This window comes from Methylocella sp., from assembly GCF_041905455.1.
Classification (GTDB): Bacteria; Pseudomonadota; Alphaproteobacteria; order Rhizobiales; family Beijerinckiaceae; genus Methylocapsa.
In genome coordinates this window covers 46,092-71,648 of record NZ_JAYRLA010000012.1, presented here as the reverse complement: position 1 = coordinate 71,648, position 25,557 = coordinate 46,092, and the positions used below count along the sequence as shown (strand labels likewise).

The window sequence follows — 25,557 nt, the reverse complement described above, 5'->3', positions numbered from 1 at the left end:
GCCGCCTCAATAGCCCTGCGCCGCGCCGGTGGCGGCGGCGAAGGCCTGGCTGTTGATCGTGACGCCGAGCTTCGTCTGCGCCGCGGCGAGATATTCGCCCATCAGGTCGTCGAGATAGGAGCGCTTGACCTGATCGGCGATGCTCGCGAGGCCCGGCGCCGCGTAGTCGACCGGCGGCGCGCTCGAGCCCGCGACCTTGAAGACGAGCCGTCCGTCGTCGAACTCGGCCGCGCCGGCGCCGCCGACGCGAACGTTGAAGACCTGCGCCACGGCGGGCTGCGGGAAGTCGCCGCCGCCGCCGCGCGTCACGCCCTCGGCGCGCTTGAGCGCGGCGCCGCTTTCGGCGGCGAGCGCCGCGATCGGCGCGCCGCCGTCGAGCTGCTTCGTCAGGTCGGCGGCTTTTTCGCCCATCCGCTTCGCCGTCTCCCGGTCGCGCCAGTCCTTCTCGACCTGCGCCCGCGCCTCCTCGAAGCTCTTTTCCCGCGCCCGCTCGACCTTGCTCACCTCGAACCACTGATAGCCGCCCTGCGGCAGGCTCAAGGTCTCGTTGTCGACGCCGACGTCCGAGGCGAAGGCCGCCTTGAGCAGGGCGGGGGCGTTGACGAGCCTCGCGACCGGCGCTCCGGCTTCGTCCTTGCCGGCGGCGTCGAGCGGCGGCAGGGCCGTCGCCTCGAGGCCCGCCGCCTTGGCGGCTTCCACGAGGGAATGGCCGGAGGCGCGCTGGTCCTCGACCGCATCGTGCAGCCGCGTGATATCGCCGCGCGCGCGGGCGACGGCGACGTCGCGCTTCACCTCGTCGCGGACCTCCTCGAACGGCTTGGCCGTCGACGGCTCGATCTCGCTCACGCGAAGAAGGACATAGCCGAACGCCGTCTTGACGGGCGCGCTGACGGCGCCGTCCGGCAGCTGGAAGGCGACGTCGGCGGCGGCTGGATCGACCATCTGCGCACGGCTCACGAGTCCGAGGGCGAAATCCTTCGGCGAGGCGCCGGCCTGCGCGGCGACCTCCTCGAACGTCGCGCCGCCGTCAAGCTTGTCGCGCGCGGCCTTGGCGGCGGTCTCGTCGGGGAAGAAGAGCTGGTCGACGCGCCGCTTCTCGGGCGCGCCGAATTTCTCGCCTTTGATCTCCTCGTAGCGCTTGCGCGCGTCTTCGTCGGAGACGAGCTCGGGCTTCGCCGCGCTTTCGGGCGTGAGGGAGAGCACGACGAGGCTGCGCAGCTCGGGCGTCGAGTAGGCCTGCCGGCGCTCGTCGAAGAACTTGCGCAGCTCGTCCTCGGGCGGCGCGGCGATCTCGCCGACGGCGGAGGCGGGCAGGAGAAAATAGTCGATCGCGCGCGCCTCGCCCTGAAAGCGGTGGATGGCGTCGAGCATGGCCTTGGGCAGGTCGAGCCCGTTGGTCATCGCGCCGACGAGTTCCTGGCGCAGGTAGACGCCGCGCTGCTCGCGCACGAAGCTGCTCTCGTTGAAGCCGTTGTCGCGCAGGACCTCGTCGAAGCGGGCGCGGTCGAACTGGCCGGACGGACCCTTGAACGCGGGATCGTCCATGATCGCCTTGCCGATCTCGGCGTCGGAGATGGCGAGGCCGAGCGCGTGGGTCTCCTGATCGAGGACCGCCTCGCCGATCATCCGCGAGAGCACTTGCCGGTCGACGCCGAAGCGCCGCGCCTCGTCGTTGGTGATCGCGCGCCGCGCCTGGCGCTGCAGCCGTTGCAGCTCGGTCTGGTAGGCGGCGCGGAAGGCCTCGGTCGAAATCTCCTGGCGGCCGACCTCGGCGAGCTTGTTGGCGCCGAACCCGCGGAAGATGTCGCCGATTCCCCAGATCGCGAAGCTCAGGATGATGAGGCCGAGGACGACCGTCAGAACGGCGCGGCCGAGCCGGCCCTGCGTCGCCGCGCGCATCGATTCAAGCATGTGGTCTCACGTCTTCCGCCGTGGGGAGCGGCGTTCGGGGCGGCGTCGAGCCGCGCATTTACAAAATCGGCCGGGACTATAAGAAGGTGCGCAGACCCTTGCAACGCATTGGGCTCCGCGCGGAGCCCGAAACGCCGGACGCCGCACGATGACCGAAGCTCCCCGCCCGCAGGGCCGCCGCCCGCTCGTCGCCGGGAACTGGAAGATGAACGGCCTGCGCAAGGATCTCGCCGAGGCCGACAAGATCTGCGCGGCGACGGCGGCTGGCGAGGCGGGAGACGCCGAGGTCGTGCTGTGCCTGCCGGCGACGCTGCTCGCGGCGGCGGCGGCGAGCTGCGAGGCCGCCGGCGTCGGGCTCGGCGGCCAGCACTGCCACGGCGCGCCGGCGGGGCCCTTCACCGGCGACATATCGGCCGAGATGCTGAAGGACGCCGGCGCGGCCTATGTCATCCTCGGCCACTCCGAGCGTCGCGCCGGCCACAACGAGGGCAACGCCTCCGTCCGCGAAAAGTCCCGCGCCGCTTTCCGCGCCGGGCTCGTCGCCATCGTCTGCGTCGGCGAGACGCGCGCCCAGCGCGAGGCGGGAGACGCCATGGCCATCGTCGGCTCGCAGCTCACCGGATCGATCCCCGGCGAGTCGACGCCGGAGACGCTCGTCATCGCCTATGAGCCGGTGTGGGCGATCGGCACCGGCCTCACGCCGACGCTCAAGGACATCGCCGACATGCACCGCTTCATCCGCGAGCGCGTCGAGGCGGACATCCCGGGCGTCGGCGGGAACATCCGCATCCTCTACGGCGGCTCGGTCAAGCCGGGCAACGCCGCCGATATCCTGAGCACGCCCAACGTCGACGGCGCGCTCGTCGGCGGCGCCAGCCTGATCGCCAAGGATTTCATGGGCGTCGCCGGCGTCTTCCAGGATCGCCGCCTCGCCTCGTGACGGCGCCGGCGCGAGGCGCGGCGTTTATTTACTGGCCCTCGCGCGCCGCGCGGCGTAGAAGGCGGCGCGGCGTCCGCCGCCAAACAGGTCTTGCGAAGAGAGTCTAGATGCAGACGGTGCTGATCGTCATTCACCTCATGATCGTGATCGCGCTCGTCGTGACCGTGCTTTTGCAGCGGTCCGAAGGCGGCGCGCTCGGCGTCGGAGGCGGCGGCGGCTTCATGACCGGACGCGGGCAGGCCAACGTCCTCACCCGGGCGACGGCCATCCTCGCGGCGCTGTTCTTCTTCACCAGCCTGACGCTCACCATCGTCGCCAAGTTCGGCCAGGCGCGCTCGCCGATCGTTGGGGCGCCGCCGGCCGCGACGCAGAGCGCTCCCGCCGCGCCGCAGGCGCCTGCGCCGGCGCAGGGCGGCAGCCTGCTCGACCAGCTGCGCCAGATGGAGAACCAGCGCCAGTCGACGCCGCCCGCGGGTCAGTAACACGCGGCTTTCCCCTTTGTGGACGATGAACGGGCGGAAGGAATCAAGCTTCCGCCTGCGGCGAAACTCGGATAAAGCTCGGGGCCCATGGCGCGGTATATCTTCATCACCGGCGGCGTGGTGTCCTCCCTCGGCAAAGGCCTGGCTTCGGCGGCGCTCGGGGCGCTGCTGCAGGCGCGCGGCTACACCGTTCGGCTGCGCAAGCTCGACCCCTATCTGAACATCGATCCGGGGACGATGAGCCCCTATCAGCACGGCGAGGTGTTCGTCACCGACGACGGCGCCGAGACCGACCTCGACCTCGGCCATTACGAGCGCTTCACCGGCCGGCCGGCGATGCGCGAGGACAACATCACCACCGGCCGCATCTACCAGGACATCATCGCCAAGGAGCGGCGCGGCGACTATCTCGGCGCGACGGTGCAGGTGATCCCGCACGTCACCAACGCCATCAAGGACTTCGTGCTCGCCGGCAACGAGGGCGTCGACTTCGTGCTGGTCGAGATCGGCGGCACGGTCGGCGACATCGAGGCGCTGCCGTTCTTCGAGGCGATCCGCCAGCTCGGCAACGACCTGCCGCGCGGCCACGCGATCTACATCCATCTGACGCTGCTGCCCTATATCCCGAGCGCCGGCGAGCTCAAGACCAAGCCGACCCAGCATTCGGTCAAGGAGCTGCGCTCGATCGGCGTCCAGCCGCAGATCCTGCTCTGCCGCACCGACCGCGAGATCCCGCGCGAGGAGCGGCGCAAGCTCGCGCTGTTCTGCAACGTGCGCGAGAGCGCGGTGATCGAGGCGCGCGACGTGTCCTCGATCTACGACGTTCCGCGCGCCTATCACGCCGCCGGCCTCGACCAGGAGGTGCTCGCCGCCTTCGGCATCGAGCCCGCCCCCAAGCCCGACATGAGCCGCTGGAACGCGGTGATGGAGCGGATAGAGAACCCCGAAGGCGAGGTGACGATCGCCATCGTCGGCAAGTACACCGGGCTCAAGGACGCCTACAAGTCGCTGATCGAGGCGCTCGCCCATGGCGGCATCGCCAATCGCGTCAAGGTGCGCATCGACTGGATCGAATCGGAGATTTTCGAGACGGACGACCCGGCCGTCCGCCTCGACCATGTGCACGGCATTCTGGTGCCGGGCGGCTTCGGCCAGCGCGGCGCGGAGGGCAAGATCCTCGCGGCGCGGTTCGCACGCGAGCGGCGGGTGCCCTATTTCGGCATCTGCTTCGGGATGCAGATGGCGGTCATCGAGGCGGCGCGCGCGCTCGCCGGCGTCGCGGACGCCAATTCCACGGAGTTCGGCCCGACCAGCGAGCCGGTCGTCGGCCTGATGACGGAATGGATGCGCGGCGACGAATTGCATGTGCGCGCGGCCGAGGGCGACCTTGGCGGCACGATGCGGCTCGGCGCTTACAGGGCCGCGCTCGAGCCGGGCTCGAAGATCGCCGCCATCTACGGCGCGACGGAGATCTCCGAGCGCCACCGCCATCGCTACGAGGTCAACACCGCCTATCGCGAGGCGCTGGCGCGCAAGGGCCTGATCTTCGCCGGCCTCTCGCCCGACGGCCTCCTGCCCGAGACGATCGAGCTTCGGGACCACCCGTGGTTCATCGGCGTGCAGTACCACCCCGAGCTGCGCTCGCGCCCGTTCGAGCCGCATCCGCTGTTCGCGAGCTTCATCGCCGCGGCGCTGGAGCAGTCGCGGCTCGTCTGACTTTAAGGAGGATCGCGCCATGGAGATGCGCCGGCTCGGCCGCACTGATCTGCAAGTGTCCGCGATCTGCCTCGGCACCATGACATGGGGCCAGCAGAACACCGAAGGCGAGGGGCATCAGCAGCTCGACTACGCCTTCGAGCGCGGGATAAACTTCATCGACACGGCGGAGATGTATTCGGTCCCGCCGAAGCCCGAGACGCAAGGCTCGACCGAGCGGATCATCGGAAGCTGGCTCGCCGCGCGAAAAAACCGCGACAAGGTCGTGCTCGCCACCAAGGTCGCGGGGCGCGGCTCGGCGAACTGGCTGCGCGAGGACGGCGCGAAGACCGAGCTCGACGCGAAGAACATCAATTTCGCGGTCGACGCCTCGCTGAAGCGCCTGCGCACCGATTATATCGACCTCTATCAGCTGCATTGGCCAGACCGCGCGCTGCCGCTGTTCGCCGAGCGCACGACGACCTTCCGCGACCTGAAGCGCGGCCCGGAGCATCCGATCGAGGAGACGCTCGAAGCGCTCGCAGGGCTCGTGAAGGCGGGCAAGGTCCGCCATGTCGGGCTCTCCAACGAGACCTCGTGGGGGACCATGCGCTTCCTTGGCGCGGCGGAGGCGGGAAAAGGGCCGCGCGTCGTCTCGATCCAGAACGCCTACAATCTCCTGAACCGCACTTTTGAAATCGGGCTGGCGGAAATCGCCCTGCGCGAAAGCGTCGGCCTGCTCGCCTATTCGCCGCTGGCGCAAGGCTATCTCACCGGCAAATATCAGGGCGGGGCGCGTCCGCCCGGCGCGCGCACGACGCTGTTCGGGCGCGGCCAGCGCTACGAGAAGCCCGGCGTCGAGGAGGCGATCGACGCCTATCTCGCCCTCGCGCGCGAGCACGGGCTCGACCCCGCCCAGATGGCGCTCGCCTTCGTGACCTCGCGGCCGTTCGTGACCTCGAACATCATCGGCGCGACGACCATGGCGCAGCTTGCGACCGACGTCGCCTCGCTCGACGTCACGATTTCGCCGCAGCTTGAGGACGCGATCAACGCGATCCACCATACGCGCGGCAACGTCGCGCCGTAAGGCGTTCTCAGGCGCAAGCTCCGCGCGGCGCAACAACCGAGGCCACGATGCGGCCGCTGGTCTTTGAGGAACCCTACGCGAGGCCGGCGCTGGCGAGCCGGGCGCTCGCCGCCTTCGCGCTCGCCGTCGCCCTGATCGGCGTCTTCGCCTCGCGCGCGGGCCTCGACCCGCCGGCCGCCCTCGCCGTGCTCGGCGGCTCGCTCGGCCTCGCCCTCGCCGCCGTCGTCTGCGCGCTCGCGGCTTTCGTCGTCGTATGGCGCACGGGGCGCCGCGGCGCGGGGCGCGCCGGCGCGGGCCTCCTTCTCGCGCTCGCGCTCCTCGCCTATCCGGCCTATGTGCTGGCGCAGGCGGCGCGCGCGCCGCGGCTTCTCGACCTGACGACGGATCTTTCGAACCCGCCGGTCTTCTCGGCCTCGCGCGTCGCCTTCGCAGCGCGCGGCGCGCCGCCGCCGATCCCGTCCGTCGCCGAGAGGCTGGCGCAGGCGAAAGCCTATCCGAAGATTCTGCCGATGCTGCTCGACCTCGAGGTCCCCGAGGCCTTCGCCGCGCTGCGCCGGGCGGCGCAGGCGGCGGGCTGGACCATCGTCGAGGCGATCCCGCCCGGCGGGCGCATGCGCATCGGCCATATCGAGGCGATCGCGCGCAGCCCGATCCTCGGCCTGCCGTCCTATGTGACGATCAGGGTGCGCCCGGTGACCGAGCAGACCCGCGTCGACGTGCGCTCGGCCTCGCGCTTCGCGCCGGTCGATTTCGGCGTCAACGCCCGCAACATCAAGGCCTTCGAGGCGGCGCTCGAGCGTCAGGTGGACCGCAAGCAATGAGGCTTAAGCCAGCCTGAAGCGCGCGCCCTCCTCGAATGGCGCGCCCTCGACGACGACGAGGCCGCGCGTCGCGAGGTCTTCGAGATGGGCGAGGGTGGAGAGGCGCGCGGCTCGCGCGAGAGCCGCGTCGAGGCCGGGATAGACGTCGGCGACGATGGCCGCGACGGCCGCGGGCGCCCTTTCGAGACGCGCGAGAATCGCCTGCTCGCGCTGGCGGCGGTGGTGGGCGAGCGCGCGCAGGTAGCGCTGCGGCTCGACGACCGGGCCGCCGTGACCCGGCCAGAACACCGAATCGTCGCGCGCGCGCAGCTTTTCGAGCGAGGCCATGTAATCGCCCATCGCGCCGTCGGGCGGAATGACCACGGTCGTCGACCAGGCCATGACGTGATCGCCGGAGAACAGCGCCTTTTCCTGCGCCAGCGCGAAGCACAGGTGGTTGCGCGTATGGCCGGGCGTTCCGACCGTCTCGAGACGCGCCCCGCCCGCCTCGACTACGTCGCCTTCGGCCAGGACGCGGTCGGGCGCATGAGCGAGGTCATGGGCGCGGTCGGCCGCCTCGACGCCGGTCGGCGCATGCGGGGCGCAGCCAAGGACCGGCGCGCCGGTCAGCGCCTTGAGGCGGCGCGCGCCCGGCGAATGGTCGCCGTGAGTGTGGGTGACGAGGATGGCGGCGATCGTCTCGCGCCCCAGCGCGCGCGCCAGCGCCTCGATATGCGCGTCGTCGGCGGGACCCGGATCGATGACCAGGACCTCGCCTTCGCCGACGATATAGGCGCAGGTGCCGGTGAAGGTCATCGGCGAGGGATTGGGCGCGACCATGCGCCGCGTCAGCGGCGAGACGCGTTCGAGAACGCCGGGCGCGGCGTCGAAGCCGCGCGAAAAGCTTATGGAGCCGCCCGACGCGCTCATGACGCGCGCGCCGGAAAAGCGGGAGCTATTTCGCGCCGTTTCCGGGGGGCGGCGGAATGACCGGCGTCGAGTTGGGCTCGGGGACGGGCGCCGGCTTGACGATGCCGGGGTCGACGCCAGGCTTGGGCGTCACCACGCCGTTCGTAGCGTCCAGCTTGTCGCTGAGGCTTTCGCTGCGCCCCGACTGCAGCGGCGGGTCGACCTTTTCGGGAATCGTCTGCGACGTTCCCGGCGCGCCGGGCGCAGTCTGCGCGAGCGCGGCGGTCGGCGCGGCGGCCAGCGCGCCCGCGAGGATCGCGGCGAAGCTCCATGCGCATCGTGCTGCGGTTCCGGTCGTCATGGCGACGTCTCCTTGAACGATGGATCGGCGTGCGGCCAACGGCGCCCCGCCTTCATCGTTCCGACGCGCTCAGGCCTCCTGTCCGGCGTCCCCGGCGATCTGCGCGGCGAGGCGCTTCTCCTCGCGCCGCATGAGCACGATCGCGACGCCGGCGACCACCACCACGACGCCGAGCGCGATGAGGCCGAGCGGGCCGCTCACCCTGTGCATGGCGTCGCCGAAGATATAGGCGCCCGTTCCCATCACGCCGGCCCAGATAAGGCCGCCGGTCGCGTTGAAGAACAGGAACTTGCCCCAGTCGTACTGATTGACGCCGGCGAGCAGCGCGGCGAGCACGCGCAGGAAGGCGACGAAGCGGCCGAAGAAGACGATCTTGCCGCCGTGCTTCTCGAACAGGTGCTGGCCGAGCCGCAGCCGGTGCGGCGGCAGATGGATGAACTTGCCGTAGCGCACGAGAAGCCCGGCGCCGAAGCGTCGTCCGATCCAGTAGCCGATGTTGTCGCCGACGACGGCGCCGAGCGCCGCCGCGCCGATCACAAAGACGACGTCGAGCTCGCCGGTCGCGCCCGCGTAGCCCGCGGCGAGCAGAAGGACGGTTTCGCCGGGGAGAGGAAGCCCGGCGCTTTCCAGCATGACGATGAGGAAGACGGCCCAGTAACCGTGCTGGGCGATCAGCGGCTGGATCTGCTCGATGAACACGAAGGCTCCTGAATGGGGCGGCGTTCCTGCGGCGAACTCAAGACGGCTCGTCTTGAGCGGCGCGGTTCGACGCCGCCTCGGCCTCCGCTAAAAGACGCGTTTCCTCGACCTTATAGAATCGCCATGCGAAAGTAAAAAACGCCGCCGCGCCGACGAGGCCAAGGAGTCCGATCGGACCGGCGAGGCGGCGCGCCTCGTGGCCGAAGGCGAAGCCGAGGCCGCCGAAGAGGCTCGCCCAAACGATCGCGCCCGCCGCGTTGAACAGGAAAAAGCGCAGCGGAGCAAGGCCGCACGCGCCGGCGAGCAGGGCGGCGAAGGCGCGCAGGAAGGCGACGAAGCGGCCGAAGAAGACGATCTTGCCGCCGTGGCGGGCGAATAAAAGCTCGCCGATCTTGAGGCGGCGCGCGTCGATCCCGATTTTCGGCCCATAGCGCGCGAGCAGCGGCAGGCCGAGCCTGCGACCGGCCCAGAAGCCGACGTTGTCGCCGAGCATCGCGCCGGCCGCCGCCGCGGCGATCACGCCCTCGATGCGCAGGCCCGACGCGGCCCCTGCGCCCGAAGCGATGGCGGCGGCGAGGAGGGTCGCCTCTCCCGGGAAGGGGACGCCGGCGCTTTCGATCGCGACGCCGAAGAAAACGGCGAGATCGCCGTAGCGCGACAGCAGGACGGCGATCTCATCGTGCGGCACGGCGCGCGGCCCTCAGGAGGGATTTGCGCCAAGCCTCGCCCGTGCGGCCGCGCGCGTCAAACGCGCCGCGCTCAGGCGCGCGCGTCTTCCTGCAGGAAGAAGGCGCCGCGGCGGAAGCGCACCGGCACGCGCTCGCCCGGCGTCAAGGCGGCGAAGGGCGGCGCCTCCGCCTCGACGCTCGCGCGCGAGAACGGGAAGCCGATCTCGGCGCGCCGCGTCGGGCCGGAGCGGCGCACCGAGATGATCTCGGCCGGCAGCGCGCCCGGGCCTTCGTCGCCGATCAGCACGTCCTGCGGACGCACGAACAGCCGCCCTTCGCCGTCGGCGGCGCGGGCGAGCCGGTCCGCGGCCGGCAGCTCGACGCGATGCTCGCCGATGAACACCTCGCCGGCGCGCAGCTGGGCGGGAATGGCGGTCGACTCGCCGATGAAGCCATGCACGAAGGCGGTGGCCGGATGGTCGTAGATCTCGTCGGGCGTGCCGATCTGCTCGATCCGGCCGCCGCTCAGCACGGCGACGCGGTCGGCGAGCTCGAGCGCCTCGTCCTGATCGTGGGTGACGAACAGGGTGGTGTGGCCGGTGCGCCCGTGCAGCTCGCGCAGCCAGCTGCGCAGCTCGCGCCGCACCTTGGCGTCGAGCGCGCCGAAGGGCTCGTCGAGCAACAGCACGCGCGGCTCGACGGCGAGCGCCCGCGCCAGCGCGACGCGCTGGCGCTGGCCGCCGGAAAGCTGCGCCGGGCGCCGCCCCTCGAGGCCCGAGAGCTGGACGAGATCGAGAAGTTCGCGGGCGCGGCGGCGGATTTCGGCCTTCGCGGGACGATCGGCGCGAGCGCGGACGGAAAGGCCGAAGCTGACGTTCTCCTCGATCGTCATGTGCTTGAACAGCGCGTAGCTTTGGAACACGAAGCCGACGCGCCGCTCCTGCACGGATTTCTGCGAGGCGTCCTCGTCGCCGAAGAACACCTGGCCGGAATCGGGCAGGTCGAGGCCGGCGATGATGCGCAGCAGCGTCGTCTTGCCGCCGCCCGAGGGGCCGAGCAGGGCGACGAGCTCGCCGGAGCCGACGTTGAGGCTGACGCCGTTCAGGGCTGCGCGGCTGGCGCCGGGGAAGGACTTGAAGATGTCGTGGGCGCGGATCTGCATGGCGGCTTTCCCTGTTGCGCTTCGGCTCTAGCATCCGCGCCCGCCGGGCAGGCCGGCGCTGGCGAAGCTTTCGAGCAGGGTCTTGAGGACGAGCGTCACCAGCGCGAGCAGGGCGAGCAGCGAGGCGACGGCGAAGGCGGCGGAGATGGCGTATTCGTTGTAGAGAATCTCAACCTGCAGCGGCAGCGTGTTGGTCTCGCCGCGGATATGGCCCGACACCACCGAGACGGCGCCGAATTCGCCCATGGCGCGGGCGTTGGACAACAGCACGCCGTAGAGCAGCGCCCATTTCACGTTGGGCAGTGTGACGCGCAGGAAGGTCGAGAAGCCGCTCGCGCCGAGCGACAGCGCCGTCTCCTCGTCGGCCGTTCCCTGGTCCTCCATCAGCGCGATGAGCTCGCGCGCGACGAAGGGGAAGGTGACGAAGATCGTCGCCAGCACGACGCCGGGGACGGCGAAGATGATCGCGACGTCATGCGCCTTCAGGAACGGTCCGAACAGGCCCTGCGCGCCGAACAGCAGCACGAACATCAGACCCGCGACGACCGGAGAGACGGAGAACGGCAGGTCGATCAGCGTGATGAGGAAGCTGCGGCCGGGAAAGCGGAACTTGGCGATCGCCCACGCCGCCGCGAGGCCGAAGACGACGTTCGCCGGCACGGCGATCGCGGCGGCGATCAGCGTGAGCCTCATCGCCGCGAGCGCGTCCGGATTGGCGAGGGCGGCGAGATAGGCCTTCGCCCCGTTCCTGAACGCTTCGGCGAAGACGACTCCAAGCGGCAGGATCAGGAACAGGCCGAGGAAGGCGACGGCGACGGCGATGAGGACAGCGGCGACGAGGGGGCTTTCGCTCGTCGCCGGCCCGCGCGCGCGGCGAGGCCTCGCCTTCGTCATGGCGATTTCGGGCGCGCCGTGGAAGGCGGCGGTCACGTCGGTCATTTGCCGAATCTCCTGCGGCTCCAGCCCTGGACGAGATTGATCGAAAGAAGGATGAGGAAAGAGAGCGCCAGCATCCACAACGCGATGGCCGTCGCGCCTTCGTAGTTGAACTCCTCGAGCTTCACGACGATGAGCAGCGGCGCGATCTCCGACACGAAGGGGACGTTGCCGGCGATGAAGATCACCGAGCCGTACTCGCCGACGCCGCGTGCGAAGGCGAGCGCGAATCCGGTGAGCAGCGCGGGGGCGAGCGTCGGCAGGACCACGCGGCGAAGCGTGTCGAGGCGGTCGGCGCCGAGCGAGGCGGAGGCCTCCTCGACGTCGCGCTCGAGATCCTGGATGACCGGCTGCACCGTGCGCACGATGAACGGCAGGCCGATGAACACCAGCGCGACGATGATTCCGAGCGGGGTGAAGGCGATCTTCCAGCCGAGCGGCGCGAGGAGGGCGCCGATGGGGCCGGTCGGGGCGTAGATCGCGGTCAGGGCGATGCCGGCGACGGCGGTCGGCAGGGCGAAGGGGAGATCGACGGCGGCGTCGAGCAGGCGCCGGCCGGGAAAATCATAGCGCGTGAGCACCCACGCGACGATGAGGCCGAAGACGACGTTGACCGCGGCCGCCGCCAGCGCGAGGGTGAAGCTCGTCTTCAGGGCGGCGAAGACGCGCGGCTGGAGGCCGATGCTGATCAGGCCCGACAAGCCGAGGCCGGTGGCGTTGAGGACGAGCGCGCCGAGCGGCAGAAGGACGATCAGGCTGAGGTAGACGAGCGTATAGCCGAGCGAAAGCCCGAACCCCGGCACGACGGAGCTGCGTCTGATCGAAAAGCTGGTCAACGACAAATGCTGGTTCCTTCGGCTGCCGTTCCGACAGCGGCCTATAAATCCATAGAGAAGCTATTGTCTACAGATATTGTGATCTGTTGCCAGCCTTAAAATCAGGCGCCCGCGCAGAGATTTAACGCAGTCAATATGTGTAATTTGGCGATTGTCGCAATTTGATAGGGAATAGCCTATATGTCCGTCGGGCCGCGGGCCCGAAACGAAGGAGAACGACGATGGCGGATCAGGATCAGGACGCTGGCGCGCGCCTTGGCGACGCGGCGACGATCGCGCGCCTCGCCGACAGGATATGGGCGCTGGACGCGAACCGCCTCCTGCGCTTTGCGATCGAGGACCTCTTCCCCGGACGGATCGCCCTGGTTTCGAGCTTCGGCGCCGATTCGGCGGCGCTGCTGCATATGGCCGCGCAGATCGATCGTGCGCTGCCGGTGCTGTTCATCGACACCGGCGTGCTGTTCCCCGAGACCCTCCGCTACCGCGACGCCCTCGTCGAGCGGCTCGGACTGACCGACGTGCGCTCCATCGGGCCCGACCCGGAGGCGCTGAGGAGCGAAGACCCGGAGACGTTCCTGTGGTCATCCGATCCCGACCATTGCTGCCACATCCGCAAGGTGGCGCCGCTCGAACGCGCGCTCGAAGGGTTCGAGGCGTGGATCAGCGGCCGCAAGCGCTTCCAGGCGGCGACGCGCGCCGCCCTGCCGCTGTTCGAGGTGGACGAGGGCCGCGTCAAGATCAACCCGCTCGCCGATTGGTCGTCGACGCGCCTCTCGGACTATCTCGACCTGCACGGGCTGCCGCGCCACGAACTGGTGGCGCAGGGCTATCCGTCGATCGGCTGCGTGCCCTGCACGTCGAAGGTGCGGCCGGGCGAGGACTCGCGCGCGGGGCGCTGGCGCGGCAAGGCGAAGACCGAATGCGGCCTGCATGTGCGCCCGCCGGCCGAGACGGTCGGGCGCACGGGCTGACCGGTTTCGCCGCGCCGCGGCGCATTAAGACCATGGATAAAAATAAGGAGCGCCGAAGCGCCCCCAAAGGACGGTCGCGGGCCGGACCGGTGGCTTAACCGTCGGCCGCCTCGAATGCGCGCGTCCGCTCGACGGCGGGACGCAGAATATGCTCCAGCGCGACGAGGATCGGCTGATCGGTCCCTTTCATCAGGACGCGAAGGACGCGCTTCTCCTCAATGTCGCATGTGCGGCCGAATTGCTCGACCGTATGGGCGGCGAACGCGCCCATCGAAAGGCCATAGACGGTGGCGGTAGCCTTGACCTTGCCAGCGAAATCGGAGCCGATCGAGGAGACCGCGGCCTGGGCCACTTTCTCGTTCGAGCACGAATGGACGACTTCAGCGATCAAGCACATGACACCCTCGCTTCAGCTATTTGCCTCTCGCTTTGGTTAGGCGCGACGCGCCAACGAAAGATTGGGATTTGGGAAGGCGTGGGCGAAGCAGCCGCAACGCCTTCGCCACACCAATTAATACTATTCACATCCCGCCGTCAATGCGAATAATTCATGCTGCCATGCAACAGAATTATGAATTTCATTGTGCACCACACTATCAGGAGGAGAAAAAATTCACGTGACAAAGACTAGCTCGAATAAAATTTCAATAAAACTTGAATCTCCGTTCAGCTTTGTCTCAAATCGCCGCGCCGGTTCGCGCTTATCGGTCAAGCTTGACGGAAACAATGTGCGGACGCGCACCACAATTTGAATACAACGCGCGCCGCGTTCAAAAGTTCCATCGTCACGCCGATTTCACTGCGCCGGCGTCGCCGCCGCGAGCGCTGGCGCGGACGTGGGATCTTCGGCCGGAGCGGCGGCCGCCCCGGCGAGAGGCGGCGCCGGCGCGGGGGGCGGGGGCGCCAGCGGCTCGCTGAGGATGCGGTTGTCGACCGGCCGCTCGCCGAGCACGGCCTGCACGCCGGCTTCCCCGGCGCGCGGCGCGGCGATCCGCGCGCCGATGGTGCGCACCGCGTCCGGCGCGTCGGCGTAGGCACCGTGTCCGATGAAGATGTCCGCCTCGCGCGTCAGGTCGAACACCCTGACGCCGAGCCCTTCGAGCGCGGCGCGGTCGGCCGGGGCGTTCGGATCGAGCGCGCCGAGGCGCTGCCGGTCGCCGGCGAGGGTGCGCGAGAGCGACAGAGCGCGGTCGTTCGCCGCCACCAGCACGAAAATATGCGACGGGTCGAGGCGCGCCAGCTGCTGCCGGAACACGCTGAGGTCGATGTCGGGCGCGGCCAGCATCACGTCGCCGAGCTTGTCGCCGGCCGAAGGTCCGTAGGCGATGGCGTTTTGCCGCAGCGCCTCCATCGTCAGCCAGGAGCCCATGGAATGGGCGAGGATATGCACCCGCCCGACGTCGGGAACCTGCGTCAGGTCGCGGATCAGCCGCGCCAGCGCGTCGCGCGAGATCGTCGCGTTCTCCTTCGCCGCGCCATAGTCGAGCAGATTGTTGGTCGAGGGCCAGGTGAACAGCGCAGGGGCGCCGCCGAAGCGGCCGTCGACGACGATCTGCGCGAGGCGGAAGCGCGCCTCGTCGTAGCTCGTGTTGAAGCCGTGGACATAAAGAAGCACGTCGCGGTTCGATCCGACGCGGCCCGACAGATGCGAGGCGAGCGCGGCGGAGAGGGCCGCCTCGTCGAGCGGCCGGCGCTTCATGAGGGCGAAATGGCGCTCGGGATCCGGCGCGCCGATCGAGGGGCGTTCGAGCTGGCCGGTCCGGTGGCCGGGCGGAACGCCGATGAACTGCAGCGAGGCCCGCCCGACGCCGTCGTTGGAGGCTTCGCTCAGGGCGTCCGTCTCGCCCTTGCGGGTCGAAACGACGAACATCGCGACCGGGCGCGGGCCGGCGGCCTCGCCGTCGAAATCGCCGCCGCCGCAGCCGGCGAGGGCGAGCGCGCAAAATCCCGCCCCCGCGAGCGCGGCGAGGAAGGCGCCGCGAACGCCGCGCGTCTGGGGCAATAGCTGCATCCTGGCCTCTCGAACCGCCGCATCCCTCGGGCCCGGCCGCCTCCGTTTGAGCGCCGGCGCGTTGACGAAGCCTTAACGAGGCGCTCCTCTTCTCCTATGTCGCTCGAACGTGTCGCCAATGCGGCCCTGCGGCGCGCAAGCCGTCTGCGCCGGAGCGCGAAGTCGTGAACGCTCCCCCGCGCCCTCCTGCGCGCCGGACGCGCATCCTCGTCACGGGCTTCGCAGGTTTTCCCGGCGCGCCGCGCAATCCGACGCAGGCGATGGTCGCGGCGCTGGAGCGTCGACGCCCGCGCCTCGCCCGTCTCGGCGTCGAGCTCTCGTTGAGCGTGCTGCCCGCATCGTTCGCCGAAGTCGGGCGCGCGCTGGAGGCGGCGGCCGGCGCGCTCGAGCCCGACGCCATCCTCTGCTTCGGCCTCGCGCGGCGGCGGGCGCGCGTCGGCGTCGAGGCCGTGGCGCGCAACCGGATCGGGCGACTGCGTCCCGACGCCCGCGGCGCCTTCGCCTCCGACGCCTTCGTCGAGCGGGGCGCGCCGCCGCTCCTGCGCGCGAGCGCGCCGGCGCCGCAGATCCTCGCGCGGCTCGCGCGCGCGGGCTTTCCCGCCGGACGCTCGAACGACGCCGGCGACTATGTGTGCAATCAGGCGCTGTTCCTCGCCCTGCGCCGCGCGCGTCGCGCGCTCGTCGGCTTCATTCATGTTCCGCCGCCGGAGCGGCTCGGCGCGCCGACCTCGCGCCCGCAGGAGGCCTGCGCCGATCTCGCCTTCGCGGCCGTCCTCGCGGTCCTTCCCGCCGCGCGGCGCGCCTCGCGCCTCTCGCGCTAGGCGCCCGAGCCTCCGCCGCGTCCGCCGGCGGCGCGGCGCAGCCGGGGCGCGAACACGTCGCCGTCGAGGCGCAGCCCGCCCTTCCGGCCGGCGAGCAGGTCATAGGCCGCCTCGAGCTCGGGGCCGGCGCCGACGCGTGAGGCGATGTCGCCGCGCGACAGCGGCCCGTCCGTCTCGACCATGGCGCGGATCAACGCTGCGAGGCGCGCGGCTTCGGTCGGCGGCGGCGAGGCGAGGTCGCGCGAGCGGACGGCGCGCGGGCGCGTCTTTTTCGGCGCGGGCTCGGCGCGATCGGGCGGGGCGAGGCCAGGCGCGAGCGTCGGCGAAGCCGGAGCCGCAGCCTGCGCGCGGGCCTTGTCGCGGGCCGCGTCGAGCGCGCTCTTGAGGCGGCGCAGCTGCGCGTCGCGGCGATAGAACCAGTCGGTGCTCCACACGCGCAGGATGGTCCAGCCGAGCCCTTCCAGCACCTCCTGCCGCAGCCGGTCGCGCTCGCGCGCCCAGAGCGCGGAATGATAGGTCGCGCCGTCGCATTCGACGCCGAGGATGTAGCGGCCGGGCAGGGCGGGGTCGCGCACGGCGAGGTCGATGCGAAAGCCCGCCGAGCCGATCTGCGGCTCGACGCGATAGCCCATCGCCTCGATCGCCGCCGCGACATTGGCCTCGAACGGCGAATCGAAGCCCGCCCCGCTCGGCGCCGCTTCGTCGAGCGCGCCGGTCTCGGCGAAGCGCAGGAAGCGCTTGAGCACGCGCGGACCGACGCCGGTCGCGCGCTCGAGGTCGATGTCGCCCGAGCCGAACGAGGCGAACGCCTCGCAGCGCAGCCGCGCCCGCGTGAAGGCGACGTTGAGGCGCCGCTCGCCGCCTTCGCTCGAGATCGGGCCGAAGGCCATGCGCTCGAGCGGCTTGCCCGGCTCGCGCGGGCCGTAGGCGAGCGAGATCAGCACGACGTCGCGCTCGTCGCCCTGCACGTTCTCGAGGTTCTTCACGAACATTTCCTCGCGGCCGTCTGCGCGCAGGAAGGCGTCGAGGGCCGGATCGTCCCTTCGGCGCGCGTCGAGGCGCTCGGCGATGAGGTCGCGCTGCGGCGTGGAGAAGGTGACGACGCCGAGCGAGAGGGCCGGCGTCGCGCGCGCATGTTCGGCGCAGGCGGCGACGACCGCCTCGGCCTCGACGAGGTTGGTGCGCGAGCCGCCGCGGTCGTAGGCGCCCGCGACGCGGCGCAGCACGAGGCCGCGTTCGCCCCGCTCGCTCGTCGGGGCGGGGGGCATGATCAGGCGGCGGTAGAACTCGGCGTTGGAGACCGCGATCAGCGAAGGATGGCGCGAACGGTAGTGCCAGCGCAGCATCCGTGTTTCGACGCCGCGCGCCTCGCACAGGGTGAGGATGCTCTCGAGGTCGTTGACCGGCGCGAGCCGGGGCTCTCCGTCCGCCGCTTCCTCGTCCTCCCGGCCGTCGGCCTCGTCGGCGAGCATGCGGTCGAAGAACTGCGTCGGCGGCAGCTGCTTTTTATCGCCGACCACGACCATCTGGCGGCAGCGGGCGACGAGGCCAAGCGCGTCGCCGGGGCGCACCTGGCTCGCTTCGTCGATGATCAGGAGGTCGAAGGTCAGCGCGCCCGGCGGAAGGTGTTGCGCGACCGACAGCGGGCTCATGAGGAACACCGGCTTGATCTTCTGGATCGTCTCGCCCGCCGTCTTCATGAGCTTGCGCAGCGGCATGTGGTTGCGCTTGCGGCCGATCTCGCCGCGGATCGTCGCCATGGCGCCGAAGGCGCCGCGCGGCAGGCCCTCGCGATGCTTCGCGCGCACGCGCTGCGCCGCGGCGAGGCGGGCGCGCGCCTCGAGCGCGCGGAAGGCGTCGGCCAGGGCCTCGTGGCGGGCGCCGTCGAAGGCGGCGAGCCCCGGATCGGCCTCGATCGCCCGCCGCCACGCCGCCTCGGCGAAAGCGGCCTGAAGCCGCTCGACGGCGTGCGCCGGGGCGAGCGCGCCCGTCGCCAGCGCGTCGGCGAGGTCCGCGCCGTCCGCCGCGCGCATGCGCCGGTCGGCGCCCGAAAGGCGGGTCCACTCCTCGAACCGGGCGGGATGAATCGCCCACTGCCCGACCCGCTCGGACAGCCGTTCAAGGTCGATCGCCTCGATCGAGCGCTCGTTGAAGGCGGCGGACAGATCGAGGTCGAGCGCGCGCGCGACCGCCTCGAAAGCCGGAGCGACGCTCGCAGCGCCCGCCGCAAGATCGTCGGCGAGCGTTCGCGCCGAGCCTTTGGCGACGAGGTCGGCGAGCCGCTCGAAGTCGAGCCCCTCGTCCTGCGCGAGCAAGGCCTGCGCGACATGCGCCGTGGCGCGCAGGCGCAGGAAATCCGTGTCGGCGCCGCGCCACGCGCGCCCGAGGATGTGGCGCAGCGCCGGAGACTGCCCGTCGAGCGCCTGCGCCAGCGCCTGCGCGCCGATGAGTTCGTCGAGCAGGGCGAGGCGGGCCTCGCCGTCGCGCGGCAGCGGCGCGCGGGCGAGCGAGCGCAGCAGGCGTTCGCCCGCGCGCGAGGCTCTGGAGAGGCGCGCCGGCCAGAACGTCGCGGCGCGGGCGAGCGCCGGACGCAGCTCGGAGAGGGGCGCCGTCCAGACCGCGGGGTCGAAGGCGTGCGCGTGGCGCCGCCGCAGCCTGTCCCACGCGAGCCCCTGATCGGCGGCGGCGATCACGCGCTCGATCGCCTTTGAGCGGGCGAGCGCCCGCGCGAGCGGCAGGCAGTCCTGGTTGAGGGAGGCGGCGAGGCGCAGGAGGCCGATCAGGGCGCGCGTCCCCTCGAGCGTCGCGCGCAGGCGAAGGCCGAGGAAGCGGGCGAGGCCCGAGGCCGCCGCGCCGAGGCTCGCCGCCTCACGGGCGAGCCGGCGCATCTGCGGCGTGAGGCGCTCGAAATCGGCCGGCTGCAGGCTCGCGCGGCGCGCGCCGAAATAGACGTGGCGGATCAGCGGCCCCGCCGCCGCGGTCTGGGCGGCGAGACGTTCGAGGCTCGTCGCCTTCGTCTCGTAATCGGCGCGCGTCCATGAGCGGGCCGCCTCGACCAGCGCCGCGTCGGGCGTGACGCGGCGCACGCTCGCGGCGATCTGGATCGACAGGGCGAGAAAGGGCGTGAGGCCGGTTTCGCCGATCGGGGCGTGGAGCCGCTCCGCGGCGTCGTTGAGCGCGTCGCGGGCGAGCTTGAGCTCGTCCGCGGCTCCGAGGTCGACGAGGGGGATTTCGGCCGCCTGCAGCGTGTGGTCGAGCCGGTCGGCGACGAGGCGCTTGTTGGCCGTGCGGCTGTGCAGCTCGAGGCAGAGGTCGTCGAGGCCGACGCTCTTCAGCCGGTCGTGCACGACGCTGAGCGCGGCCATCTTCTCGGCCACGAACAGCACGCTCTTGCCGTCATGGACGGCGGCGGCGACGATGTTGGCGATGGTCTGCGACTTGCCGGTGCCGGGCGGTCCCTGGACGACGAGGTCGCGGCCGGCGCGCACGCTCTCGATGACGCGCGTCTGCGACGCGTCGGCGTCCATGACATGGACGAGTTCGCGCGGGTCGAACGCCTCGTCGAGCCGCGCGTCCTCGCGCGGCGAGGGCGGCGCGCTGGCGAAGCCCTCGCGCAGCAGCGCGCGCACGAGCGGATGGCGGGCGAGCCCGTCGCCCGGCCAGGACGAGGGATCGAGGTCGCGGGTGATGAGCAGCTTCGAGGAGGAATAGAAGCCGAGTTCGACCGCTTCCGCGTCGATCGACCATCGCCGCTTGGCGCAGACGGCGGCGGCGACGGCCGAGAAATAGCCGCTCGGCAGCCAGCTCTCGTTCTCCGGGATGTCCGGCAGGCTCAGGCCGAAATCGCCGCGCAGCCGCTCCTGCAGCGCCTGGTTGGCGACGATGTCCTCCTCGCGCCGCACGAGATCGAAGGTCGAACGGCGCGCGTCGCGCGAAAGCGCGACGGGCAGCAGGATCAGAGGCGCCTCGCGCACTGCGTCCGACCGGTCGCTTTCGTACCAGCGCAGGAATCCGAGGGCGAGGAACAGGATGTTGACGCCGCGCTCCTCCTCGGCGGCGCCGGCGTCGCGGCTGATCGCGTGCAGGCGCTTGTGGAGGGCGTCGGGCGAAAGCTGCGTGCGCAGGGCGCCGCGCGCGCGGGTCTCCGCGTCGGCGCGGAGGGCGCGGCGCGACTCGCCGGCGGCGGCGGGCAGGAAACGCAGCGGGCGCCCCTCGCGCGCGAGCGTCGTGAAAATCAGGTCGCTCTTCGCGTCGACGATCGGCAGGCGGCGCGCCCGCCGCCCGCCGCGCGGCGTATGGACGAGATGGTTGCGGGTGCTGGTTTCGATCAGCTTGAGGCGCGCGTCGGCGAGCAACTTGAGGATATGCGCCTCGATCGGATCGGCCGGCTGTCGCGCCTCCATCGCCTGAAGTTCAGATTTCGCCCTGCGAACCGCCGCAAACGACGTGACCGCGCCCATTCCCCGCCTCATGATCGAAGCGATGACAAGGGTTGCTCCGACGGTGAAGTGGTAAAAAATGATCAATATTAAGTAAAGAAAATCGTCATGATTAAATTTGCGTTAGGTAAACGATAAATGAACGTTCCGACCCGCCGGCGACCGGTTCGCGGATCGCGCGAGTCTTTCTCGGGCCGCGACAAGACGCGATAAGATATGCCGCCGCTTTCCAGGCGCCCAGCGCTGGTGGAAATGGAGCGCCTCGACTAAATTTCTGTGCGCCTCCCGCGTCTTATTCTATAATTTCCGCGACGCGGCGCGCCGGTCGGGAATTTTTCTGCGTTGATAGGGAAGAATGGTATGGGGCGGCCAGAATTATTCCATGGGCCTTCGTCGCGGCCGACGCTGACCGTCGCCGTCCTGGCGCTGGCGCTCGCCGCGGTCCTTCCCGTCCGGGCGCAGGAGCAGGCCGCGCCCACGCCGCAGACGCATGAGGCGCCCGCCGCCGCGAGCGAGCCTGCGGCCGCGCCGCATGACGCTCACGCCGCGCCGTCGGCCGAAGCCGCCGCGCCGCCGACGCAGGCCGGCCCCGCCGGCGAGGCGACTCCCGCGCTCCTCGCCAGGGCCCCGCAGCTGAAATTCTCCGGCGACCTGTCGCCGTGGGGCATGTTCGTGCACGCCCATGTGATCGTCAAAGCGGTCATGATCGGCCTCGCCCTCGCCTCGGTCGCGACCTGGACGATCGCGCTCGCCAAGATCGTCGAGCTTGTCGCCGCCCGCAGGCGCGCGCGTCGCGGCCTCGAGAGCCTCGCCGGCGCGCCGGATCTCGCCGCGGCCGCTCAGGCGCTTTCCGGCCGCGCGTCGCCCATCGCCCGCTTCGCCGCCGCCGCACAGGACGAATGGGCGCGCTCGTCCGGCCTGCCGCCGGAGGGCGTCAAGGAGCGCGTCGGCGCGCTGCTCTCCCGCCTCGAGGCGCAGGCCGGCCGCAGGGCGGCGTTCGGAACGACGATCATCGCCACCATCGGCGCGACCGCTCCCTTCGTCGGCCTGTTCGGCACGGTGTGGGGCATCATGGATTCCTTCATCGGCATCGCCAAGACCCAGACGACCAACCTCGCGGTGGTCGCCCCGGGCATCGCCGAGGCGCTGCTCGCCACCGCGCTCGGCCTCGTCGCCGCCATCCCCGCGGTGATGATCTACAACATGTTCGCGCGCTGGATCGCCGGCTACCGGGCGCTGCTCGGCGACGCTTCGGCCGAGGTCATGCGCCATCTCTCGCGCGATCTCGACCGCGCCCTCGAGCCGGACGTCCAGCGCGACCGGCAGATCGTCGCCATTCGCCGTCCGGCGGAGTGACCGATGGGCGCGAAACTCGGCCAGAGCGCCGGCGACGACGACCTCGAAGTCAACCACGACATCAACGTCACGCCGTTCATCGACGTCATCCTTGTGCTGCTGATCATCTTCATGGTCGCCGCGCCGCTGTCGACCGTCGACGTCAACGTCGACCTTCCGGCCTCCACCGCCCAGCCGGCGCAGCGGCCGGACAAGCCGCTGTTCCTGACGATCAAGCCTGACCTTTCGCTCGTCGTCGGCGAGCGGACGGTCGAGCCGACGACGCTCGCCGCCGCGCTCGACGCGCAGACCGGCGGCGATCGCGAGGCGCGCGTCTTCGTGCGCGCGGACAAGGTCGTGTCCTATGGCGACGTGATGGAGACGATGAACCTGCTGCGCGCCGCCGGCTATCTCAAGATCGGCCTCGTCGGGCTCGAAACGCCCGGCGCCGCGCCCGCTCCCGCCGCGCCCGCTCCCCCCGCTCCTGCGTCCGCCGCGCCCTGACCGCAGCCCATGACCTTCGATCCCGCGGCCGCGCCGGCCCGCTTCATCCTGCCGCCGCCCGAACGGCCGCGCGTCGGCCGCTGGGCTGCGGCGGCCGTCGCCGTGCTCCTCGCGCACGCCGGCTTCATGTACTGGATTTCGCACAAGCGCAGCGAGGACGCGCTCGCCGCCGCGCCCGAATCCGCGCTGATGATCGACCTGCCGCCGCTGGCGGTCGGTCAGGTCGACGGCGGCGGGGAAGTCTCGCCGGAGCCGATCGAGGCGGAGGCCGCGCCGCAGCCCGAACCCGTTCCCGAGCCTGAGCCGGTTCCGCCCGAACCCGAGCCGCAGCCCGAACCCGTTCCCGAACCTCCTCCGCCGCCGCCTGAGCCGGTCCCCGACCTTGCGCCCGCCAAGAAGGCGGACGCGGTTCTGCTCGCGCCGCAAAAGCCCGTCGTTCCGAAGAAGGTCGAACCCAAGCCCAAGCCGAAACACGAGGCGAAGAAGATCGTCCGTCCGCCGCCGGACGCGAAGCCCGGCCAGCGCGACCGGGCGGCGAGCGGGACGGCGCCCGGCCGGACCGGCGGAACGCCGGGGCAGGGCGGCCAGGGCGGCGGCGGCCTTGGCGGCGGCGGCGGCTCGATGTCGGGCTCGAACTGGCGCGGCCTCGTCTCGGCGCGGCTCAACGCCGCCAAGCGCTATCCGGCCGGAGCGGACGGCGCGGCTGGCGTCGCGGTGATCAGCTTCAGCATCGACCGGTCCGGCAACGTCACGTCCTCGCGGCTCGCGCGCAGCTCCGGCTCGGCGCAGCTCGACGCCGAGGCGGTCTCGCTGCCGCGGCGCGCGGGTCCTTTTCCGCCGCCGCCTCCGGAGATGGGCGGCGGCTCCATCACTCTGACCGTGCCGGTCAACTTCCGGCGCGGGTGAAGCCGGTCGAGAAAGTGTGAACGCCCGTACGGAGCAAACCGGACGGGTATTGGAAAAATTCCCGATTTTTGAGTGGACTTTTAATTAAACGCCACCTAGATGTGGATTAGCTTTTCACGGTCCTGAAACGGAGAATCCCCATGGCGTCCAAGTCCCTGCTCACCCGCCTCGCCCTCTGCGGCCTGCTGTCCACCGGCTTCGCCGCCAGCTTCGCATCGGCGGCTTTCGCCGCGTCCGACCTCATCAAGGAGTACGACAAGGACAACGACGGCACGCTCGACCTCGCCGAGGCCAAGGCCGCCGCGGCCGCCGAGTTCGACACGCTGAACAAGGATTCCGACGACACGCTCGACCGCCGCGAGACCAAGGGCGTGATCGGCAAGGGCGAGTTCGTCGCGGGCGACCCCGACAAGGACGGCACGCTGGACAAGGCCGAATATCTTTCGATCGTCGAGAAGCTGTTCAAGGCCGCCGACAAGGACAACGACGGCACGCTCGATGCGAAGGAGCTCGAGACGCGGGCCGGCCACGCCCTCGAGAAGCTGATCGACTGACGCTTTTCGCCTCGCTTCGGACGGCCGGAGATCGCCTCCGGCCGCCCGCGCTTGGCGCCGCGGCCGGCCGGGCTATAGAGTGGCGCGAGCTTCCCCGCCGTTCGACGGCGGATCGCCCATGAATGGACCGCCCATGACCGGAACGTCGCCGAGCAAACTCGACCAGTTGAAGTCCATGACGACGGTCGTCGCCGACACCGGCGACATGGAGTCGATCCGAACCTTCGCGCCGGTCGATGCGACCACCAATCCGACGCTGATCCTCAAGGCCGCCCAGCTTCCCGCCTATGAGCCGCTGGTCGCCGAAGCGGTGGCGTGGGGCCGCGGCCGCGGCCGGCTGACGAGCGAGGTCGCCGACCGGCTCGCCGTCAATTTCGGCGAGGAGCTGACCAAGATCGTGCCCGGCCGGGTGTCGACCGAGGTCGACGCCGACCTCTCCTTCGACGTCGAGGGCACGATCGAGAAGGCGCGGGCGATCATCGCCGAGTACGCGCGCCGCGGCGTCGGGCGCGAGCGCATCCTCATCAAGATCGCCGCCACCTGGGAAGGGATACGCGCCGCGCGCGTCCTCCAGGAGGAGGGGATCGACTGCAACATGACGCTGGTGTTCTCGCTCGCGCAGGCGGTCGCCTGCGCCGACGCCGGCGCCTTCCTGATCTCGCCTTTCGTCGGCCGCATTCTCGACTGGCACGTCAAGGCGACCGGAGCGAGCTTCACCCCCGAGACCGACCCCGGCGTCGCCTCGGTGCGGCAGATCTACGAATATTACAAGGCGCACGGGGTGGCGACCATCGTCATGGGCGCCTCGTTCCGCAACGCCGGCGAGATCGAGGCGCTCGCCGGCTGCGACCGGCTGACCATCGCGCCGCAGCTGCTCGACGAGCTCGCGCGCGCAAGCGGCCCGCTCCCGCGCCGCCTGACGCCGAACATTCCCGCCGACCGCGCGCCGGCGCGGCTCAGCCTCGACGAGAAGACCTTCCGTCTCCTGCTCAACGAGGACGCCATGGCGAGCGAGAAGCTCGCCGAGGGCATCCGCCAGTTCAGCCGCGACCTGCGCGCGCTGCGCGACCTCGTCTCGCAGCGTCTGCGCGCCTCGGCCGAAAGCGCCTTCGCCGATCTCTGAAGCTCGCGCTGCGGCGCGCGCGGCCATGTGCGCCAGGTCCCGGGCGCGCATTGAGCGGAGTTGGACGCAAAAAAAAACGCGCCTCGAAAGGCGCGTTCGGGCGGGCGGCGCGCGGCCGGCCCGGATTCGGCGTTCTCTTCAGTCCTCGACTTTGGCGGCCTTCGGCGTCAGGATCTGGCGGCCGCGGTACATGCCGGTCTTGAGGTCGACATGATGCGGCCGGCGCAGCTCGCCCGAATCCTTGTCCTCGACATAGGTCGGCGCGGCGAGCGCGTCGGCGGAGCGGCGGAAGCCGCGCTTCATCGGAGAGGTCTTGCGCTTCGGAACGGCCATTGTCTTAAGGTCTCGGATTTCTCAAGTCTTGGAATGACTGATCGCGAGGCTGCGGCGGGGCGGCGCTTCGC

The 25,557-nt window shown here is 70.7% G+C and carries 24 protein-coding genes; 12 read left to right on the top strand and 12 right to left on the bottom strand.

Features of this window, described 5'->3' with window-relative positions:
- Window positions 1–6: 6 nt before the first annotated feature.
- Window positions 7–1,911 carry a SurA N-terminal domain-containing protein gene (locus ACE3OG_RS11460; protein ID WP_374308714.1) on the bottom strand — a complete coding sequence of 635 codons (1,905 nt, stop codon included), beginning with the start codon at window positions 1,909–1,911 and terminating at the stop codon, window positions 7–9.
- Between the two features lie 148 nt (window positions 1,912–2,059).
- Between ACE3OG_RS11460 and tpiA the strand changes: the two genes are divergently transcribed.
- The 5 genes from tpiA (at window position 2,060) to ACE3OG_RS11435 (ending at window position 6,939) form a co-directional block, all read left to right on the top strand.
- Window positions 2,060–2,851 (top strand): triose-phosphate isomerase, encoded by a 792-nt coding sequence (gene tpiA / locus ACE3OG_RS11455; protein WP_374308712.1) that lies wholly within the window; start codon window positions 2,060–2,062, stop codon window positions 2,849–2,851.
- A gap of 107 nt (window positions 2,852–2,958) precedes the next feature.
- Entirely contained in the window at window positions 2,959–3,333 is a 375-nt protein-coding gene (gene secG / locus ACE3OG_RS11450; RefSeq protein WP_374308710.1) for a preprotein translocase subunit SecG, read from the top strand.
- A gap of 87 nt (window positions 3,334–3,420) precedes the next feature.
- Window positions 3,421–5,049, top strand: a complete 1,629-nt coding sequence (locus ACE3OG_RS11445) for a CTP synthase (RefSeq protein ID WP_374308708.1) — start codon at window positions 3,421–3,423, stop codon at window positions 5,047–5,049.
- 19 nt (window positions 5,050–5,068) lie between these two features.
- A complete protein-coding gene (locus ACE3OG_RS11440; RefSeq protein WP_374308706.1) occupies window positions 5,069–6,118 on the top strand; it encodes an aldo/keto reductase in 1,050 nt (349 codons plus the stop codon).
- Between the two features lie 47 nt (window positions 6,119–6,165).
- Window positions 6,166–6,939, top strand: a complete 774-nt coding sequence (locus ACE3OG_RS11435) for a DUF1499 domain-containing protein (protein WP_374308704.1) — start codon at window positions 6,166–6,168, stop codon at window positions 6,937–6,939.
- A 3-nt stretch (window positions 6,940–6,942) separates the two neighbouring features.
- Here the strand turns inward: ACE3OG_RS11435 and ACE3OG_RS11430 are convergent, their stop codons facing one another.
- From ACE3OG_RS11430 to cysT, 7 genes are all read right to left on the bottom strand, one after another.
- Complete coding sequence (locus tag ACE3OG_RS11430; protein ID WP_374308702.1) at window positions 6,943–7,848, bottom strand: MBL fold metallo-hydrolase; 906 nt, start codon at window positions 7,846–7,848, stop codon at window positions 6,943–6,945.
- Window positions 7,849–7,873: 25 nt separating this feature from the next.
- Complete coding sequence (locus tag ACE3OG_RS11425) at window positions 7,874–8,188, bottom strand: hypothetical protein (RefSeq protein WP_374308700.1); 315 nt, start codon at window positions 8,186–8,188, stop codon at window positions 7,874–7,876.
- A 69-nt stretch (window positions 8,189–8,257) separates the two neighbouring features.
- Window positions 8,258–8,887 (bottom strand): DedA family protein, encoded by a 630-nt coding sequence (locus ACE3OG_RS11420; RefSeq protein WP_374308698.1) that lies wholly within the window; start codon window positions 8,885–8,887, stop codon window positions 8,258–8,260.
- Window positions 8,888–8,924: 37 nt separating this feature from the next.
- The gene (locus ACE3OG_RS11415; RefSeq protein WP_374308696.1) at window positions 8,925–9,575 is read right to left on the bottom strand and encodes a DedA family protein; all 651 of its coding nucleotides are present in this window, start codon (window positions 9,573–9,575) and stop codon (window positions 8,925–8,927) included.
- Window positions 9,576–9,646: 71 nt separating this feature from the next.
- The gene (locus ACE3OG_RS11410) at window positions 9,647–10,717 is read right to left on the bottom strand and encodes a sulfate/molybdate ABC transporter ATP-binding protein (RefSeq protein WP_374308694.1); all 1,071 of its coding nucleotides are present in this window, start codon (window positions 10,715–10,717) and stop codon (window positions 9,647–9,649) included.
- A gap of 27 nt (window positions 10,718–10,744) precedes the next feature.
- Window positions 10,745–11,656: a sulfate ABC transporter permease subunit CysW gene (gene cysW / locus ACE3OG_RS11405; RefSeq protein WP_374308692.1), complete on the bottom strand. Its 912-nt coding sequence runs from the start codon at window positions 11,654–11,656 to the stop codon at window positions 10,745–10,747.
- Window positions 11,653–12,495 carry a sulfate ABC transporter permease subunit CysT gene (gene cysT / locus ACE3OG_RS11400; RefSeq protein ID WP_374308690.1) on the bottom strand — a complete coding sequence of 281 codons (843 nt, stop codon included), beginning with the start codon at window positions 12,493–12,495 and terminating at the stop codon, window positions 11,653–11,655. Before cysT ends, cysW begins: the two co-directional genes overlap by 4 nt.
- A 215-nt stretch (window positions 12,496–12,710) precedes the next feature.
- Here cysT and ACE3OG_RS11395 point away from each other — a divergent pair, with 215 nt between their 5' ends.
- A complete protein-coding gene (locus tag ACE3OG_RS11395; protein ID WP_374308688.1) occupies window positions 12,711–13,460 on the top strand; it encodes a phosphoadenylyl-sulfate reductase in 750 nt (249 codons plus the stop codon).
- 94 nt (window positions 13,461–13,554) lie between these two features.
- Here ACE3OG_RS11395 and ACE3OG_RS11390 read toward each other — a convergent pair whose 3' ends face one another.
- On the bottom strand, window positions 13,555–13,857 hold the full coding sequence (locus ACE3OG_RS11390) for a hypothetical protein (protein WP_374308686.1): 303 nt from the start codon (window positions 13,855–13,857) through the stop codon (window positions 13,555–13,557).
- 399 nt (window positions 13,858–14,256) lie between these two features.
- A complete protein-coding gene (locus tag ACE3OG_RS11385) occupies window positions 14,257–15,471 on the bottom strand; it encodes an alpha/beta hydrolase (protein WP_374308684.1) in 1,215 nt (404 codons plus the stop codon).
- A 164-nt stretch (window positions 15,472–15,635) separates the two neighbouring features.
- Here ACE3OG_RS11385 and ACE3OG_RS11380 point away from each other — a divergent pair, with 164 nt between their 5' ends.
- Complete coding sequence (locus ACE3OG_RS11380; protein ID WP_374308681.1) at window positions 15,636–16,292, top strand: hypothetical protein; 657 nt, start codon at window positions 15,636–15,638, stop codon at window positions 16,290–16,292.
- On the opposite strand, the gene ACE3OG_RS11375 is transcribed toward ACE3OG_RS11380, so the two are convergent.
- Window positions 16,289–20,752, bottom strand: a complete 4,464-nt coding sequence (locus ACE3OG_RS11375; protein WP_374308679.1) for a DUF4011 domain-containing protein — start codon at window positions 20,750–20,752, stop codon at window positions 16,289–16,291. The two genes, ACE3OG_RS11380 and ACE3OG_RS11375, sit on opposite strands and share 4 nt — an antisense overlap.
- 339 nt (window positions 20,753–21,091) lie before the next feature.
- Between ACE3OG_RS11375 and exbB the strand changes: the two genes are divergently transcribed.
- From exbB to tal, 5 genes are all read left to right on the top strand, one after another.
- Entirely contained in the window at window positions 21,092–22,087 is a 996-nt protein-coding gene (gene exbB / locus ACE3OG_RS11370) for a tonB-system energizer ExbB (RefSeq protein WP_374308677.1), read from the top strand.
- A 3-nt stretch (window positions 22,088–22,090) separates the two neighbouring features.
- Window positions 22,091–22,570: a TonB system transport protein ExbD gene (exbD, locus tag ACE3OG_RS11365; RefSeq protein ID WP_374308675.1), complete on the top strand. Its 480-nt coding sequence runs from the start codon at window positions 22,091–22,093 to the stop codon at window positions 22,568–22,570.
- Window positions 22,571–22,579: 9 nt separating this feature from the next.
- A complete protein-coding gene (locus ACE3OG_RS11360; protein WP_374308673.1) occupies window positions 22,580–23,476 on the top strand; it encodes an energy transducer TonB in 897 nt (298 codons plus the stop codon).
- 140 nt (window positions 23,477–23,616) lie between these two features.
- Complete coding sequence (locus ACE3OG_RS11355) at window positions 23,617–24,030, top strand: calcium-binding protein (protein ID WP_374308671.1); 414 nt, start codon at window positions 23,617–23,619, stop codon at window positions 24,028–24,030.
- Window positions 24,031–24,163: 133 nt separating this feature from the next.
- On the top strand, window positions 24,164–25,153 hold the full coding sequence (tal, locus tag ACE3OG_RS11350) for a transaldolase (protein WP_374308669.1): 990 nt from the start codon (window positions 24,164–24,166) through the stop codon (window positions 25,151–25,153).
- A gap of 138 nt (window positions 25,154–25,291) precedes the next feature.
- Here the strand turns inward: tal and rpmF are convergent, their stop codons facing one another.
- Window positions 25,292–25,486: a 50S ribosomal protein L32 gene (gene rpmF, locus ACE3OG_RS11345; protein ID WP_374308667.1), complete on the bottom strand. Its 195-nt coding sequence runs from the start codon at window positions 25,484–25,486 to the stop codon at window positions 25,292–25,294.
- Window positions 25,487–25,557 lie beyond the last annotated feature (71 nt).